This window comes from Paraburkholderia sp. SEWSISQ10-3 4 (assembly GCF_030464785.1).
GTDB classification, from domain to species: Bacteria; Pseudomonadota; Gammaproteobacteria; order Burkholderiales; family Burkholderiaceae; genus Paraburkholderia; species Paraburkholderia aspalathi.
Genome location: NZ_JALPRI010000021.1, coordinates 121,658 through 136,059 on the forward strand (window position 1 = coordinate 121,658; position 14,402 = coordinate 136,059).

The window sequence follows — 14,402 nt, forward strand, 5'->3', positions numbered from 1 at the left end:
TCGTCCGAATGGCCAGGCAAGAAAAAAGCGGTGTGTTTCACGTGAAACACACCGCTTTGAACCGCAGCGATCCGACCGAAAATGAAGAACTAAGCCACTTTCTTGGCCAGCCCCAGATATGTCTCGATCACGCGCGGATTCTGCGCCAGATCCGCGGCCGGCCCTTCCAGCGCCAGTTCACCCGTTTCAAGCACATAGCCGTAGTCAGAGATCTGGAGCGCGGCGCGCGCATTCTGCTCGATCAGCAGCGTCGCCACACCCGTCTGCCGCAGCGCACTAATAATGTGGAAAATTTCTTTCACGATCAGCGGCGCGAGGCCGAGGCTCGGCTCATCGAGCATCAACAGATCGGGTTTGCCCATCAACGCACGGCCCACCGCAAGCATCTGCCGTTCGCCACCGGACAAAGTCCCGGCCGCCTGCTTCCGCCGCTCTTTCAAGCGAGGAAAAAGCGTAAAGACCGGTTCGAGCTGATCGAGAAAGTTGCGCTCCCCTGCCCGCTTGCGCCGATACGCGCCGAGGACGAGATTGTCTTCAACTGTCATCGACGCAAACAGTTCGCGCTTTTCCGGCACCAGACACATGCCGCGCGCGACCCGCTTTTCAACCGGCACCGCGCTGACGTCTTCACCCTGATAGAGGACCGCGCCCTTCGCGTGGCCCGTGGTCGGCAATGCGCCCATGATCGCGTTCAGCAACGTGGACTTGCCCGCGCCGTTCGGACCAATCACCGAGACGATCTGACCAGGGCGCACCTTGATTGCCGCGCCATGCAGCGCTTCGACCTTGCCATAGCGGACCGACAAACCGTTCACGTCGAGAATCGGCGCAGCATCATTCATCGTGTTCTCCATCACTCCACCCCGCCCAGATACGCTTCGAGCACAGCCGGGTCCTGCTGGACATCCTGCGGCAAGCCTTCCGCGATACGCGTGCCGAACTCCATCACCACCAGCCGATCCGTGAGATTCATCACGAAATCCATATCGTGCTCGACCAGCAGCACGCTCATGCCTTCGGCTTTGAGACGGCGCAGCAAATCCGCCAGTTGCAGTTTTTCCTGATACCGCAGACCGGCAGCAGGCTCGTCGAGCAGCAGCAGGGTCGGGTCACAGCACAGCGCGCGAGCAATTTCGAGAATCCGCTGCTGCCCTAGCGCCAAGCTGCCGGCCTCGTCGTACATATGCTGTTCGAGTCCGACGCGACGAATCTGGCGAGCCGCTTCAGCCATCAAGCGCGCCTCTTCCGCACCGTTCAGGCGCGCGACGCTGCGCCAAACGCCAGCCTGGCCGCGCAGATGCGCGCCGATCGCTACGTTCTCCAACACAGTCATGCCCGGCAGCAGCTTGACGTGCTGGAACGTTCGGCCAATGCCGCGTTTGACGATTTCACGTGAACTCAGCGAATCGATACGCTCGCCGCAAAACGTGATTTCGCCGCTCGTCGCTTGCAGCACACCCGTGACCAGATTGAAGGTGGTCGACTTGCCGGCGCCGTTCGGCCCGATCAAACCGATGATCTGCCCGGCTTTCACCTCGAAGCTGACGTCGTTCACCGCGACCAGCCCGCCGAACTGCTTGCGCGCCTTGTTCACCGTTAGCAGGCTTTCGCCCGCCGCCGGCTTGCTGCGCTGCGGCAACGGCTCCGCATGATCCGACAGATGCGCACGCGGCCCCTTCGGAAAAAACCGCGCGACAAATGGCCAGACACCCTGGCGAGCGTATTGCAGCAACAGGACCATCAAGATGCCGAACACGATCACTTCGAAGTTGCCGTTCTCGCCGAGCAGCTTCGGCAGCAGCGTTTGCAGATAATCCTGCAATACGGTCAGGATCGCCGCACCGAGCACAGCGCCCCAGACATGCGACACGCCCCCCACCACCGCCATGAACAGAAACTCGATGCCGTGGTTCAAACCAAAGGGCGTCGGATTCACCGCGCGTTGCAGGTGCGCGTACAGGAACCCTGAAATCGACGCCAACACCGCGGCATAGACAAAGATCACCACACGCATCCAGCCCGTATTGACGCCCATCGCTTCGGCCATCATGCCGCCGCCGCGCAAGGCGCGGATCGCCCGTCCTGGCCGGCTATTAAGCAGATTTTGAACAGAAATCACTGCGCCGAGCACCACCACCCAGATCAGGTAATAGATATGGCGTCCGGATTCCAGGTTGATACCAAAAACATTCAGCACCGGAATCCCATTGATGCCGTCGTACTTGCCGAGCATCTCCAGGTTGCCAAACAGATAGAACAGCGCGAGCCCCCAAGCAATCGTGCCGAGCGGCAGAAAGTGACCCGACAGCCGCATCGTCACGAGCCCCAGCATCAGCGCGATCAGCGCCGTCACCACCACACCCGCGATCAGCGCGAGCCACGGCGACACACCGTACGCCGTCGTCAGATACGCGGTCGCATACGCGCCGATGCCGACGAACGCCGCCTGCCCGAAGCTCGTCATCCCGCCGATACCCGTCAGCAGGACGAGACCGATCGCGACGATCGAATACAGGCCGATGTAGTTGAGCAACGTCACCCAATACTCGGGCACATGAATCGGATGCGGCAACACCGGCAACGCGAACAGCACGACGAGGAACAACCAGAAGAACTTGTTTTGCATGATCCGTTTCATCGTGTCACTCCTCTTCCTCTTCCGAGTGCCGGCTGGCCAGACTCCGCCACAACAGCACCGGGATGATCAGCGTAAACACGATCACTTCCTTATAGGCGCTCGCCCAGAACGACGAATACGACTCCAGAAGACCGACGAGAATCGAACCCGCGGCTGCCAGCGGATAGCTGACCAGACCGCCGATAATCGCTCCCACAAAGCCCTTCAAACCGATCAGGAAGCCCGAGTCGTAGTAGATGGTGGTCAAGGGTGCGACAAGGATGCCGCACAGCGCACCGAGGCCCGCCGCGAGCGTGAACGCGAGGCGCCCCGCTTGCGTCGTGCCGATGCCGACGAGCCGCGCGCCGAGCCGGTTCACGGACGTCGCGCGCAAAGCCTTGCCGGAGATCGAGCGATCGAAGTACAAGTACAGTGCGCCGATCAGCACCACCGCCGTGCCGACCACCCACAGGCTTTGCCCGGAAATCGACAGCGTGCCGAGGTTGAAGGTCGCATCAGAGAACGCCGTGGTGCGCGAGCCTTCCGCACCGAACATCACGAGCCCGAGGCCGACCATCGCAAAGTGCACCGCCACCGCGACGATCAACAGCAGCAGCGTGGTCGCCTCCGCGATCGGCTCGTACGCGAGCCGGTAAACGAAAGGCCCCATCGGAATCACGATCAGCAGCGTCAGCGCGATCTGCGCGATCATCGGCAGGGGATGCAGGAAAACACCCTGCGTGAGCGCGTACACCGCGATCGGAAACAGCAGATATTTGCCGACCAGCATCACCAGTGTGCGCGCCGCATGCCGGCGTCTTTCGGGATGCCGCACCAGCCCCGCTATCTCGACGACAAAGCATGCCGCGCCCATCGCCATCAACAACCAGCACGTGGCCGGAAACTTTTGTGTCTGCAGTGCGGCGAGCGTCAGCGCGCCGTACGAAACAAACTCGCCCTGCGGGATGAAGATCACCCGCGTGACGGAGAACACCAGCACTAGCGCAAGCGCGAGCAGCGCGTAGATCGCGCCGGTGGTGATGCCGTCCTGTGCGAGGATCGCCGCAATTGATAGATCCATACTTCCTCGTCCTGAAGCGTCGAAGTCAAAACCGGGAACAGTCGTGGCGGCAGAACTCGCGGCCGGCCACTAACCAGCGATGCCTGAAAAAGCGACCGCCGCGCCGGAATACGGCGCAGCGGTCGTTGCCATTGTCATCGAACAGAATGGCAATGCGGCGTCTTGCGCCGCATGCTGCGCGAGAGGCGCGTATCGTTTTTGTTGTTAGTCGTTCAGCAGCTTCCACTTGCCGTCGACGATCTGCACGATCACGCGTGCGCGCTTGTCGAGGCCGTTGTGGTCGGTCGTCGTGGTGTTCATGATGCCGTGCGAGACCGGCAGTTCCTTGATGTTTTCAAGCGCGCTGCGCAGTGCCATGCGGAACGCTTCGCTGCCCGGTTGAGCGGTCTTCAGCGCGACCGGAATCGCAGCTTGCAGCATCTGGCCGGCGTCCCATGCGTGACCGCCGAAGGTCGCCACCGAGCCCGCGCCATACGCTTTCTCATACGCGTCCTTGTAGGCTTCCGACGACTTCTTCACCGGATTCGAATCCGGCAGCTGATCGGCTACGAGGATCGGACCAGCCGGCAGGAGTTCGCCTTCGCAATCCTTGCCGCACACGCGCAGGAAGTCGTTGTTGGCGACGCCGTGCGTCTGGTAGACCTTGCCCTTGTAGCCACGCTCCTTGAGCGTCTTGGCCGGCAGCGCCGACGGCGTACCCGCGCCCGCGATCAACACCGCATCCGGGTTCGCGCCCATCGTCTTCAGCACCTGGCCGGTCACCGAGGCATCGGTGCGGTTAAAGCGTTCATTGGAGACGATCTTCAGATGATGCGCGGCGGCGGCCGCGGTGAAGACGTTGTTCCAGCCGTCGCCGTACGCATCCGCGAAGCCAATGAAGCCGACCGTCTTCACGCCGTGACGCTCCATGTAGTCGGCGATCGCGTCAGCCATCAGGCTGTCGTTTTGCGGTGGTTTGAAGGCCCATGCGCGCTTGGCGTCCATCGGCGAAATGATCGCAGCCGATGCCGCCAGCGAGATCATCGGCGTCTTGCCTTCAGCCGCAGCGTCGAGCATCGCCAGCGAATTCGGCGTGACGGTCGAACCGACGATGGCGTCGACGTGGTCTTCGTCGATCAGCTTGCGCGTGTTCTGCACGGCCTTGCCGGTGTCCGATCCATCGTCGAGGATGATGTATTGCACCGTCTTGCCGCCGATCTCTTTCGGCAGCAGCGCGATCGTGTTCTTTTCAGGAATCCCGAGCGATGCAGCCGGCCCCGTGGTGGACAGCGTGACGCCGATTTTCACCTGCGCGAAGGCAGCGCCCGCGCCGCACATCAACGCCATCGCGATACCGGTGCGTACCCATTGCTTTGTCTTTTTCATGCAAGTCTCCAAACGCTTTGAAGCGCGTATCTGTAATCCGGCGCACGGGCCGGGTGTCTGAATCTAGTTATAGGGTTCAGGCATGCCAAGCATGGTTTTCCCTGCTCAACATCAACGCCGTCGCCGTTCTGGTGCAACTCCCCTGCTGCGAACCACTACTGCGATTTCTAATGCCCGAAACACTAACATGTTAGTAGTATTGCGTTCTGCATCATTCACGGTCAATAGACTGTCGCCCGAATGCGGGTTTGTCCTGAAACGGGCCGCTTAGGCCGCGCTTTTGACCGCGTTTTCATCTCCGATGTTTCGCTTGTCCAACACACTTCCAGCACCGCAACACATCAAATGCGGGCAATAAAAAAGACGCGGCAACTGCACGCGTCTTTTTTGAGTGGGTTCCGTATCGCTTCGCCTTCGCTCAGTCGCCGGACAGCTTCCACTTGCCGCCGGCGATCTCCACCATCACACGCGCCCGCTGGTCGAGACCAGCGTGGTCGTTCGCGCTCATGTTGAAGATGCCGTGGGAAGCGGGCATGTCTTTCGTGTTTTCGAGTGCCGCACGTAGCGCTTCGCGGAACGCCGGCGTGCCCGGCTGACCTTTCTTCAGCGCATGCGGGATCGCGCGTTGCAACAGCAAGCCTGCATCCCAAGCGTGACCGCCGAATGTCGAGACCGAACCGGCGCCGTACGCCGCTTCATACGCATGCTTGTAGGCGAGCGCGGACTTCTTCACCGGGTTCGAATCGGGCAACTGGTCAGCGACCAGCAACGGACCGGCCGGCAGATAGGTGCCTTCGCAATCCTTGCCGCACACGCGCAGGAAGTCGTTATTGGCGACGCCGTGCGTCTGATAGTACTTGCCCTTGTAGCCGCGTTCCTTGAGGGTTTTCTGCGGCAATGCGGCCGGTGTGCCCGCGCCGGCGATCAGCACCGCATCCGGATTCTGCGACATGATCTTCAGCACTTGGCCCGTCACCGAAGCGTCGTTGCGCGCGAAGCGTTCGTTCGCGACGATCTTGATCTTCGCGAGATCGGCCGCCTTGCCGAACTCCTTGAACCAGTTCTCGCCGTACGCATCTGCAAAGCCGATGAACGCGACCGTCTTCACACCGTGATTCGACATATGCTGCGCGATCGCGGTGGCCATCAGAATGTCGTTTTGCGGCGTCTTGAAGACCCACGCGCGCTTCGCATCCATCGGTTCCACGATGCTCGCCGCGGCGGCCATGGAGATCATCGGTGTGGTGCTTTCAGCAGCGACGTCGATCATGGCCAACGAGTTCGGCACGACGGTCGAGCCGATCAACGCATCCACATGATCTTCGCTGGTGAGCTTGCGTGCGTTCTTGACGGCCTGGGTTGAATCCGTGGCGTCGTCGAGCACGATGTAGTCGATCTTCTGCCCTGCCACTTCTTTAGGCAGCAGCGTGATCGTGTTCTTTTCCGGAATACCAAGCGACGCAGCCGGCCCTGTTGCCGACACCGTGACGCCGATTTTCACGTCCGCGAATGCCTGGTCACTCCATGCCGCGGATACTCCGGTGGCGACCAATGCCGCGCTCATCCAACGCAATGCCGACTTCATCCCGCTCCTCTGTCTACCCCGTTATTCATTTGAATCCAAATCCGCAGATTTGAATCACCGACCGCTCGGTCGGTGAATGGCAAGTTTAGCGGACGAAAGCCCCGCGCTGCAAGCATTTTGCAGGGTAAGGGCAGATGAAATCGGGGGTGGCTCGGTGAATAAAAAAGGGTCACCGAATTAGCGGAGAAATTGAATGGCGAATAACGAAAAGCACAAATAAAAAGCGCTGTTGGATATCAATCCAACAGCGCTTTCGTCTGGGCACTGAGTGCCTCATTGTCTCCTCGTTCTCCACCTGCAAAATTCGTGGTGCATCAGAACTGCATGAAGATTAAACGAGCACCCTCCCCCTTACAACTAGCAATTACCCTAGTGGTGCACTGCGGCACAAATGTGGGGCACGTTTTGTTCCGATTTAGCGCGAGGCCGGCCTGCGCGCAACGCAAGATCCAGCCTGACCGATTTCACGAGCGCCGAATTATATCGGATGCCAAAGCAATTTGAAATTCAGTGCCGCCTCATTGCCGCTTCAATGCCGCTTCAATGCCGCTTCAGGCCCGCAATGGCCGCACTCTCGCGATGATCTCACCGACAATACCGCGCCGGAACGCCAGCACGCACGCAATGAAAATCACGCCCGTTACGATGGTCACGGATTCACCCAGCGAGCGGAACCATTCGACGCCTGTCGACGAAGCCAGCGCTGTGCCGATATCGCCGAGCCGGTCTTCGAGCGCAACGATCAGCGCCGCGCCGAGCAGCGGCCCGAACAGCGTCCCCATGCCGCCGACGAGCGTCATCAGGATCACGAGACCCGACATGGTCCAGTACGCGTCGCTCAGCGTCTCGAAGCCCTGCACCAGTACCTTGAGCGAGCCCGCCAGACCGGCGATCCCAGCAGACAGAATGAACGCCAGCAGTTTGAAGCGATCGGTATCGTAACCAAGCGACACGGCGCGCGGCTCGTTCTCCTTGATCGCGACCAGCACCTGCCCGAACGGCGAGTGCACGATCCGCACGATCAGCAGGAATGCCAGCACCATCACGGCCAGCACGACAAAGTACAGCGTCACGTCCGACGACAGATCCAGCAAGCCGAACAGTTTGCCGCGCGGCACGCCTTGCAGGCCGTCCTCGCCGTGCGTAAACGGCGCCTGCAGGAACACGAAGTAGACCATCTGTGCGAGCGCCAGCGTCACCATCGCAAAGTAGATGCCCTGCCGGCGAATCGCGAACAGGCCGACCACCAGCCCAAGCAACGTCGCCGTGGCGGTGCCCGCCACCACGCCGAGCTCCGGAGAGAAGCCGAGCGTCTGCATCGCATAACCGGTGACGTAACCGGCCGAGGCGAGAAACATTGCGTGACCGAACGAGAGCAGCCCCGTGTATCCAATCAGCAGATTGAAGGCCGCGGCGAACAACGCGAAGCACAGCACCTTCATGACGAAGAGCGGATAGATGCCGAGCACCGGCACCGCGAGAAGCGCGATCAGCAGCAGACCGTAGAGCACTTTTCTCTGCATCATTTTTCCTTGCCGAAGAGACCCGCCGGGCGCACCAGCAACACGAGCGCCATGATCACGAAGACGACGGTCGCCGACGCTTCCGGGTAAAACACACGCGTCAGCCCTTCGATCACGCCAAGCAGCAGGCCGGTCAGGATCGAGCCCATGATCGAACCCATGCCGCCGATCACGACCACCGCGAACACGGTGATGATCATCGGCTGGCCCATCAACGGCGAGACCTGAATCACCGGCGCGGCCAGCACGCCGGCGAACGCGGCCAGCGCGACGCCGAAGCCATAGGTGAGCGTGATCATCAACGGCACGTTGACACCGAACGCCTCGACCAGTTTCGGATTCTCGGTGCCCGCGCGCAGATAGGCGCCGAGGCGCGTCTTCTCAATCACGAACCACGTGGCGAAGCAGACCACGAGCGACGCCACCACTACCCACGCGCGATAGTTCGGCAGGAACATGAAGCCGAGATCGGTCGCACCGGAAAGCGCCGACGGCACGTCGTAGGGCTGGCCGGACGAACCGTAGATCGAGCGGAACACGCCTTCGACAACCAGCGTGAGCCCGAAAGTGAGCAGCAGCCCATAGAGGTGATCAAGCTTGTACAGCCAGCGCAGCATCGAGCGTTCGATCACGATGCCGAACACGCCGACGATCAGCGGCGCGAGCACCAGCATCACCCAGTACGGCAGGCCGAAATACGACAGGCCCATCCACGCGAGCATCGCGCCGAGCATGAACAACGCGCCGTGCGCGAAATTGATCACGTTGAGCAAGCCGAAGATCACCGCCAGACCCAGGCTGAGAATCGCATAGAACGAGCCGTTCACGAGCCCCAGCAGCAACTGGCTCAGCATCGCCGGTAGCGGAACGCCAAAGATTTCCATTGAAGCCTTAATCCCTTAAGCCAACGTCAGGGTGAGATCGGTTACGTATGATCCCGCCGGCGCGCGGCCGGCGAGCCATCCGCTCGATCGCGCGCGGCACATGAAGCAGCTGACCATCAGTCTGTGTACCAAAACGGCGCTATATATTTCCCGCCAGAAACGGCTGACAGACGGTCAACTGGTTATCAATCTACGCTTATTTCCACATCGCGCAGCGCGTTTCAGCCTTGGTCGTGAACGCCTGTTCGCCGGGAATCGTCGCAGTGATCTTGTAGTAGTCCCACGGCTCTTTGGATTCGGCCGGCGTCTTCACCTGCATCAGGTACATATCGTGGATCATGCTGCCGTCCTGACGGATGTAGCCCTTCGCGTAGAAGTCGTCGATCTTGGCCTTCTTCAGTTGCGCCATCACCTTGTCGGAGTCGGTCGAGCCGACCGTCTGCACGGCCTTCAGGTAGGTCATGGTTGCGGAGTAGTCGGCAGCCTGCAGGCTCGACGGCATCTTCTTCATCTTGTCGAAGTAGCGCCGCGCCCACGCGCGCGTAGTGGCGTCCTTGTTCCAGTACCAGCTGTCCGTCAGCACCAGGCCTTGGGTCGTTTCCAGACCCAGACTGTGGACGTCGTCGATAAACATCAGCAGCGCGGCCAGCTTCATCGTCTTCGTGACGCCGAATTCCTTGGCGGCCTTGATCGAGTTGATCGTGTCGCCGCCTGCGTTGGCGAGGCCGAGGATCTGCGCCTTCGACGCTTGCGCCTGCAACAGGAAAGACGAGAAATCCGATGCCGAAAGCGGATGACGCACGGCACCCAGCACCTGGCCGCCGTTGGCCTTCACCACGTCCGACGTATTCTTTTCGAGTGCCTTGCCGAACGCATAGTCAGCGGTCAGGAAGTACCAGGTCTTGCCGCCCTGCTTCGTCACCGCCGAGCCCGTGCCCTTGGCGAGCGCCGTCGTGTCGTACGCGTAGTGGATCGTGTACGGTGTGCACTGCTCGTTGGTCAGGGTGTCGGCGCCCGCGCCGATGCTGATATAAACCTTGTGCTTCTCACCAGCCACCGTGTTCATCGACAGCCCGGTTGCCGAATTCGTGCCGCCGATCAGCAGATCGACGCCATCCCGATCGAACCATTCGCGCGCCCGCGACGCCGCGATGTCGGCCTTGTTCTGGTGATCGGCATAGACCACCGAGATCGGCTTGCCATTGACCTTGCCGCCGAAGTCGGCCACGGCCATGCGGATCGCTTCGAGACCGCCCTGGCCATCAATATCCGCATACAGACCCGACATGTCGGTGATGAAGCCGATCTTCACGGCATCGTCAGCGGCCTGCGCGCTGCCCATCGTCAACGCGGCGCCGGCGGCAACCGCGAAACAGAGTGTGGCAAGCCGCGCGAGTGGGTTCTTTTTCATTCCTGTCTCCTGGTTTCTTCGCTTGTGGTTATCAGAGGCAATCGGACGTTTCTCGTTACTTCCTGTCTATACGCCCAGTAAGTCGTGCAGCACCGGCATCTTGCTTTCAAGCTCGCCGGCCTCGAAGTGTTCGACGATCGCACCATGCTCCATCACATAGAAGCGATCGGCGAGTGGCGCGGCAAAGCGGAAATTCTGTTCGACCATCACGACCGTGTAGCCGCGCGCCTTGAGCGTCATGATCATGCGGGCCAGCGCCTGCACGATGACTGGCGCCAGGCCCTCCGAGATTTCGTCGAGCAGCAACAAACTCGCGCCGGTGCGCAGAATGCGTGCGACCGCCAGCATCTGCTGCTCGCCACCCGAGAGCCGCGTGCCCTGGCTCATGCGGCGTTCCTGCAGATTCGGGAACATCGAATAGATTTCTTCGAGCGACATCATGTGCGCCTTGTCGCCGACGGGCGGCGGCAACAGCAGGTTTTCCTCACACGAGAGGCTCGAAAAAATCCCACGCTCTTCCGGGCAGTAACCGATGCCGCAGTGAGCGATGCGATGTGTGGGCAGGTTGATGGTTTCGCGGCCACTAATGCGGATCGAGCCGGTGCGCCGGCCGGTCAGCCCCATGATCGCGCGCAGTGTGGTGGTGCGCCCCGCGCCGTTACGGCCCAGCAGCGTGACGACTTCGCCGCGGTTCACCGTCAGATCGACGCCATGCAGGATATGGGACTCCCCGTACCATGCCTGCAAACCCGTGATCTCCAGCGCGGGGGCACCGCCAGCCGTGTCGCTCACTTCGAGACTTTCGCGCTCCGCAATCGTATTCATGCGTGGGCTCCGGCGAGCGCCGCGTCGGCGCTGCCCATATAGGCTTGCATCACGAGCGGATTCTTCGACACTTCGGCATAGCTGCCTTCCGCGAGCACCTCGCCTCGTTGCAGCACGGTGATGGTGTCGGAGATGCCGGCGATCACGTTCATGTTGTGTTCGACCATCAGGATCGTGCGGCCGCTCGATACCTTCTTGATCAAGGCCGTGACGCGATCGACGTCTTCATGGCCCATGCCTTGTGTTGGTTCGTCGAGCAGCATCAACTCGGGCTCCATCGCGAGCGTGGTGGCGATTTCGAGCGCGCGCTTGCGGCCGTAGGACAGTTCTACCGTGAGCACGTCGGCGAAATCGGTCAATCCGACCTGGGTGAGCAAATCCATGGCCCGATCGTCGAGCTGACGCAGCGTGCGCTCGCTCTTCCAGAAGTGAAATGCCGTGCCGAGCACACGCTGCAAACCGATGCGCACATTCTGCAATGCTGTCAGATGCGGAAATACAGCAGAAATCTGAAACGAGCGGATGATGCCGCGCCGGGCGATTTGCGCCGGGCGTTCACTGGTGATGTCGATTCCATTGAAGACGATCTGGCCCGCGGTCGGTTCAAGGAATTTGGTGAGCAGATTGAAGCAGGTGGTCTTGCCTGCCCCATTAGGGCCGATCAGCGCATGGATCGAGCCACGGCGCACGCGCAGGTTCACCCCGTTCACGGCGATGAAGCCTTTGAACTCGCGGGTGAGGCCGCGCGTTTCGAGAATCGTATCGCCGAGAATCATGTTCCCTTCCATACGGAGTAAGGCGAAGCATTACGATCTTCCGCGCGAACGGCTGCGCGACTTTTATGTGTGACGGCGGCACCCCGTGCCGCTCGTTGGCGTACTGCACCAATCCGGACGGTAATCCATGGGCGGCACGCAGCATGGCTGCCATTGTCGCGCCAATGATGCAGCGCATTCATTGGGATTTGCACTTAGTGGATGACGACTGTTTGAAGCGGGCCCGAGGCGTGCTCAAGCGGCACGCCACCCTTGCTCGGGGCGCCTGAAGGATGCGCACGCGATGCGTCAACCTTGCTCGGCAGGCGCCAGGGGGATCCGCGAGCGCTGCTTCCATCACGCTCGAGGCATGCCAGGCAAAGTCCGAGGCACGCACCGCGGCTTCGGCTCCCACAGTCACGCCGAGTGTCACACGGCTGACATGGACGGCGCACCGCTAGTCTGAACCAGGACATTGCCGCCCACGCGTGCGCGGCGATCTTCACGGATCATGTCGCTGGCGCGTTCGGCGATCATCAGCGTCGGCGAGTTGGTATTGCCCGAGGTGATGGACGGCATGATTGATGCGTCGACCACCCGTAAACCGTCAACCCCGATAACTCGTAGGCGATTGTCGACGACTGCGCCGGGATCGTCGGCGGTGCCCATCCGGCAAGTGCCGACCGGATGAAAGATGGTGGTGCCGACCGCCCCTGCGGCCTGCTGAAGTTCTTCTTCGGTCTGATACTGGATACCGGGCAGAATCTCTTGCGGCCGATAGGGCGCGAGCGCAGGCGCCGCGGCAATGCGGCGCGTCAGACGCAATGCGTTGGCAGCGACGTGCCGGTCGTATTCGGTGGATAGATAGTTTGGCGCGATCAACGGCGGCGCCGACGCATCGGCCGACCCGATGTGAATGCTGCCACGCGAGGTTGGCCGCAACTGACACACCGACGCGGTAAATGCATTGAAGCGATGCAACGGTTCCCCGAAGCGATCGAGTGAGAGCGGCTGCACGTGATACTCGAGATCGGGACGCGTGAGCGAGCGGTCATTCGGATCGGACTTGGCGAACGCGCCGAGTTGCGATGGTGACATCGACATGGGGCCGCTTTGAAAGAACGCGTACTGCATGCCGATCATCAGCTTGCCCCACCAATGCGCGGAAGCGGTATTGAGCGTACGCACGCCGTCGACTTTATAGGCCATACGCAACTGCAGATGGTCCTGCAGATTTTCGCCGACGCCGGGCAGATCCTTCACGACCTCGATACCGAGATTCTGGAGACGCGCACCATTGCCGATACCGGAGAGTTCGAGCAATTGCGGCGAGTTGACCGCACCGGAACTGAGGATCACTTCGCAACGGGCTTTGGCGAGATAGTCCGTGTTGTCGCCGCGATATTCGACGCCGGTGCAGCGACGTCCTTCGAACACGACGCGCTGGGTATGGGCACCGGTGATAACGGTGAGATTGGGTCGCCTAAGCGCCGGACGCAGAAAGGCTTTCGACGCATTCCAGCGGATGCCGCGTTTCTGATTGACGTCGAAGTAGCCGACACCGGTGTTGTCACCGCGATTGAAGTCATCGGTAGCGGGTATGCCGGTTTGTTGTGCGGCTTGTGAAAACTCTTCGAGGATCTTCCATTTCAGGCGTTGTTTTTCGACGCGCCATGGGCCGCCTGCTCCATGCGATTCGGACGCGCCGGCGTGGTGATCTTCGCTGCGTTTGAAGATGGGGAGGACAGAGTTCCAGGACCAGGAGGCGTCATTGGTGACGCGAGCCCATTCATCGTAGTCCTCGCGTTGGCCGCGCATGTAGATCATGCCGTTGATGGAGGAGCTGCCGCCTAGTACTCTGCCCCGCGGGTATGAGAGGGAGCGGCCGTTCAGGCCGGGTTCTGACTGGGTTTTGTAGAGCCAATCTGTGCGGGGATTGCCAATGCAGTAGAGGTAGCCTACCGGCACGTGGATCCAGTGGTAGTCGTCTTTGCCGCCGGCTTCTAGCAGGAGGACCTGCACCTCTGGATCTTCCGATAGGCGGTTGGCGAGGACGCAACCTGCTGTGCCGGCGCCGACTATGATGTAGTCGAATTCGCCTTCCAGGCGGTGGGTTTTTGTTTGTGTGTTTTCTGGGGTGTTCATCGTTTTGTCTCCTAAGCTTTTTTGCTTTCGCGGCGCTTATTGTCTGTGTTCTTAGGGCTTTGGCTTTTCCTTGTTCTGGCTTTGGTGCCTTTCCTTGCTTTGTTAGTGGTCTATTAGCGTTGCCCCTGTGCGGGGCAGCACCTACTTCTCTTTGCTGCTGCAAAGAGAAGTAGGCAAGAGAAAGCAGCTCAAACCGCTAATGCTAAGTGGG

Annotated in this window: 11 protein-coding genes; all 11 read right to left on the reverse strand. The window is 60.7% G+C overall.

What is annotated here, in order from left to right; translation table 11 throughout:
* Positions 1–89: 89 nt before the first annotated feature.
* Entirely contained in the window at positions 90–842 is a 753-nt protein-coding gene (locus M0D68_RS29275; protein ID WP_200565600.1) for an ABC transporter ATP-binding protein, read from the reverse strand.
* Between the two features lie 11 nt (positions 843–853).
* Positions 854–2,638, reverse strand: a complete 1,785-nt coding sequence (locus tag M0D68_RS29280; RefSeq protein ID WP_266226109.1) for an ATP-binding cassette domain-containing protein — start codon at positions 2,636–2,638, stop codon at positions 854–856.
* Positions 2,639–2,642: 4 nt separating this feature from the next.
* The gene (locus tag M0D68_RS29285; RefSeq protein WP_266226110.1) at positions 2,643–3,698 is read right to left on the reverse strand and encodes a branched-chain amino acid ABC transporter permease; all 1,056 of its coding nucleotides are present in this window, start codon (positions 3,696–3,698) and stop codon (positions 2,643–2,645) included.
* Between the two features lie 204 nt (positions 3,699–3,902).
* The gene (locus M0D68_RS29290; protein ID WP_093634495.1) at positions 3,903–5,063 is read right to left on the reverse strand and encodes an ABC transporter substrate-binding protein; all 1,161 of its coding nucleotides are present in this window, start codon (positions 5,061–5,063) and stop codon (positions 3,903–3,905) included.
* Positions 5,064–5,481: 418 nt separating this feature from the next.
* On the reverse strand, positions 5,482–6,648 hold the full coding sequence (locus tag M0D68_RS29295; protein ID WP_266226112.1) for an ABC transporter substrate-binding protein: 1,167 nt from the start codon (positions 6,646–6,648) through the stop codon (positions 5,482–5,484).
* Positions 6,649–7,199: 551 nt separating this feature from the next.
* Entirely contained in the window at positions 7,200–8,171 is a 972-nt protein-coding gene (locus tag M0D68_RS29300) for a branched-chain amino acid ABC transporter permease (RefSeq protein WP_154558734.1), read from the reverse strand.
* Positions 8,171–9,055, reverse strand: a complete 885-nt coding sequence (locus tag M0D68_RS29305) for a branched-chain amino acid ABC transporter permease (RefSeq protein WP_054038594.1) — start codon at positions 9,053–9,055, stop codon at positions 8,171–8,173. Before M0D68_RS29305 ends, M0D68_RS29300 begins: the two co-directional genes overlap by 1 nt.
* A gap of 196 nt (positions 9,056–9,251) precedes the next feature.
* Positions 9,252–10,466 (reverse strand): ABC transporter substrate-binding protein, encoded by a 1,215-nt coding sequence (locus tag M0D68_RS29310; RefSeq protein ID WP_266226114.1) that lies wholly within the window; start codon positions 10,464–10,466, stop codon positions 9,252–9,254.
* Positions 10,467–10,532: 66 nt separating this feature from the next.
* A complete protein-coding gene (locus M0D68_RS29315) occupies positions 10,533–11,291 on the reverse strand; it encodes an ABC transporter ATP-binding protein (RefSeq protein WP_054038596.1) in 759 nt (252 codons plus the stop codon).
* Positions 11,288–12,067 carry an ABC transporter ATP-binding protein gene (locus M0D68_RS29320; protein WP_054038612.1) on the reverse strand — a complete coding sequence of 260 codons (780 nt, stop codon included), beginning with the start codon at positions 12,065–12,067 and terminating at the stop codon, positions 11,288–11,290. The genes M0D68_RS29315 and M0D68_RS29320 overlap by 4 nt, the downstream gene beginning before the upstream one ends.
* 408 nt (positions 12,068–12,475) lie before the next feature.
* Complete coding sequence (locus M0D68_RS29325) at positions 12,476–14,191, reverse strand: GMC family oxidoreductase (protein WP_266226116.1); 1,716 nt, start codon at positions 14,189–14,191, stop codon at positions 12,476–12,478.
* Between the last annotated feature and the right edge of the window lie 211 nt (positions 14,192–14,402).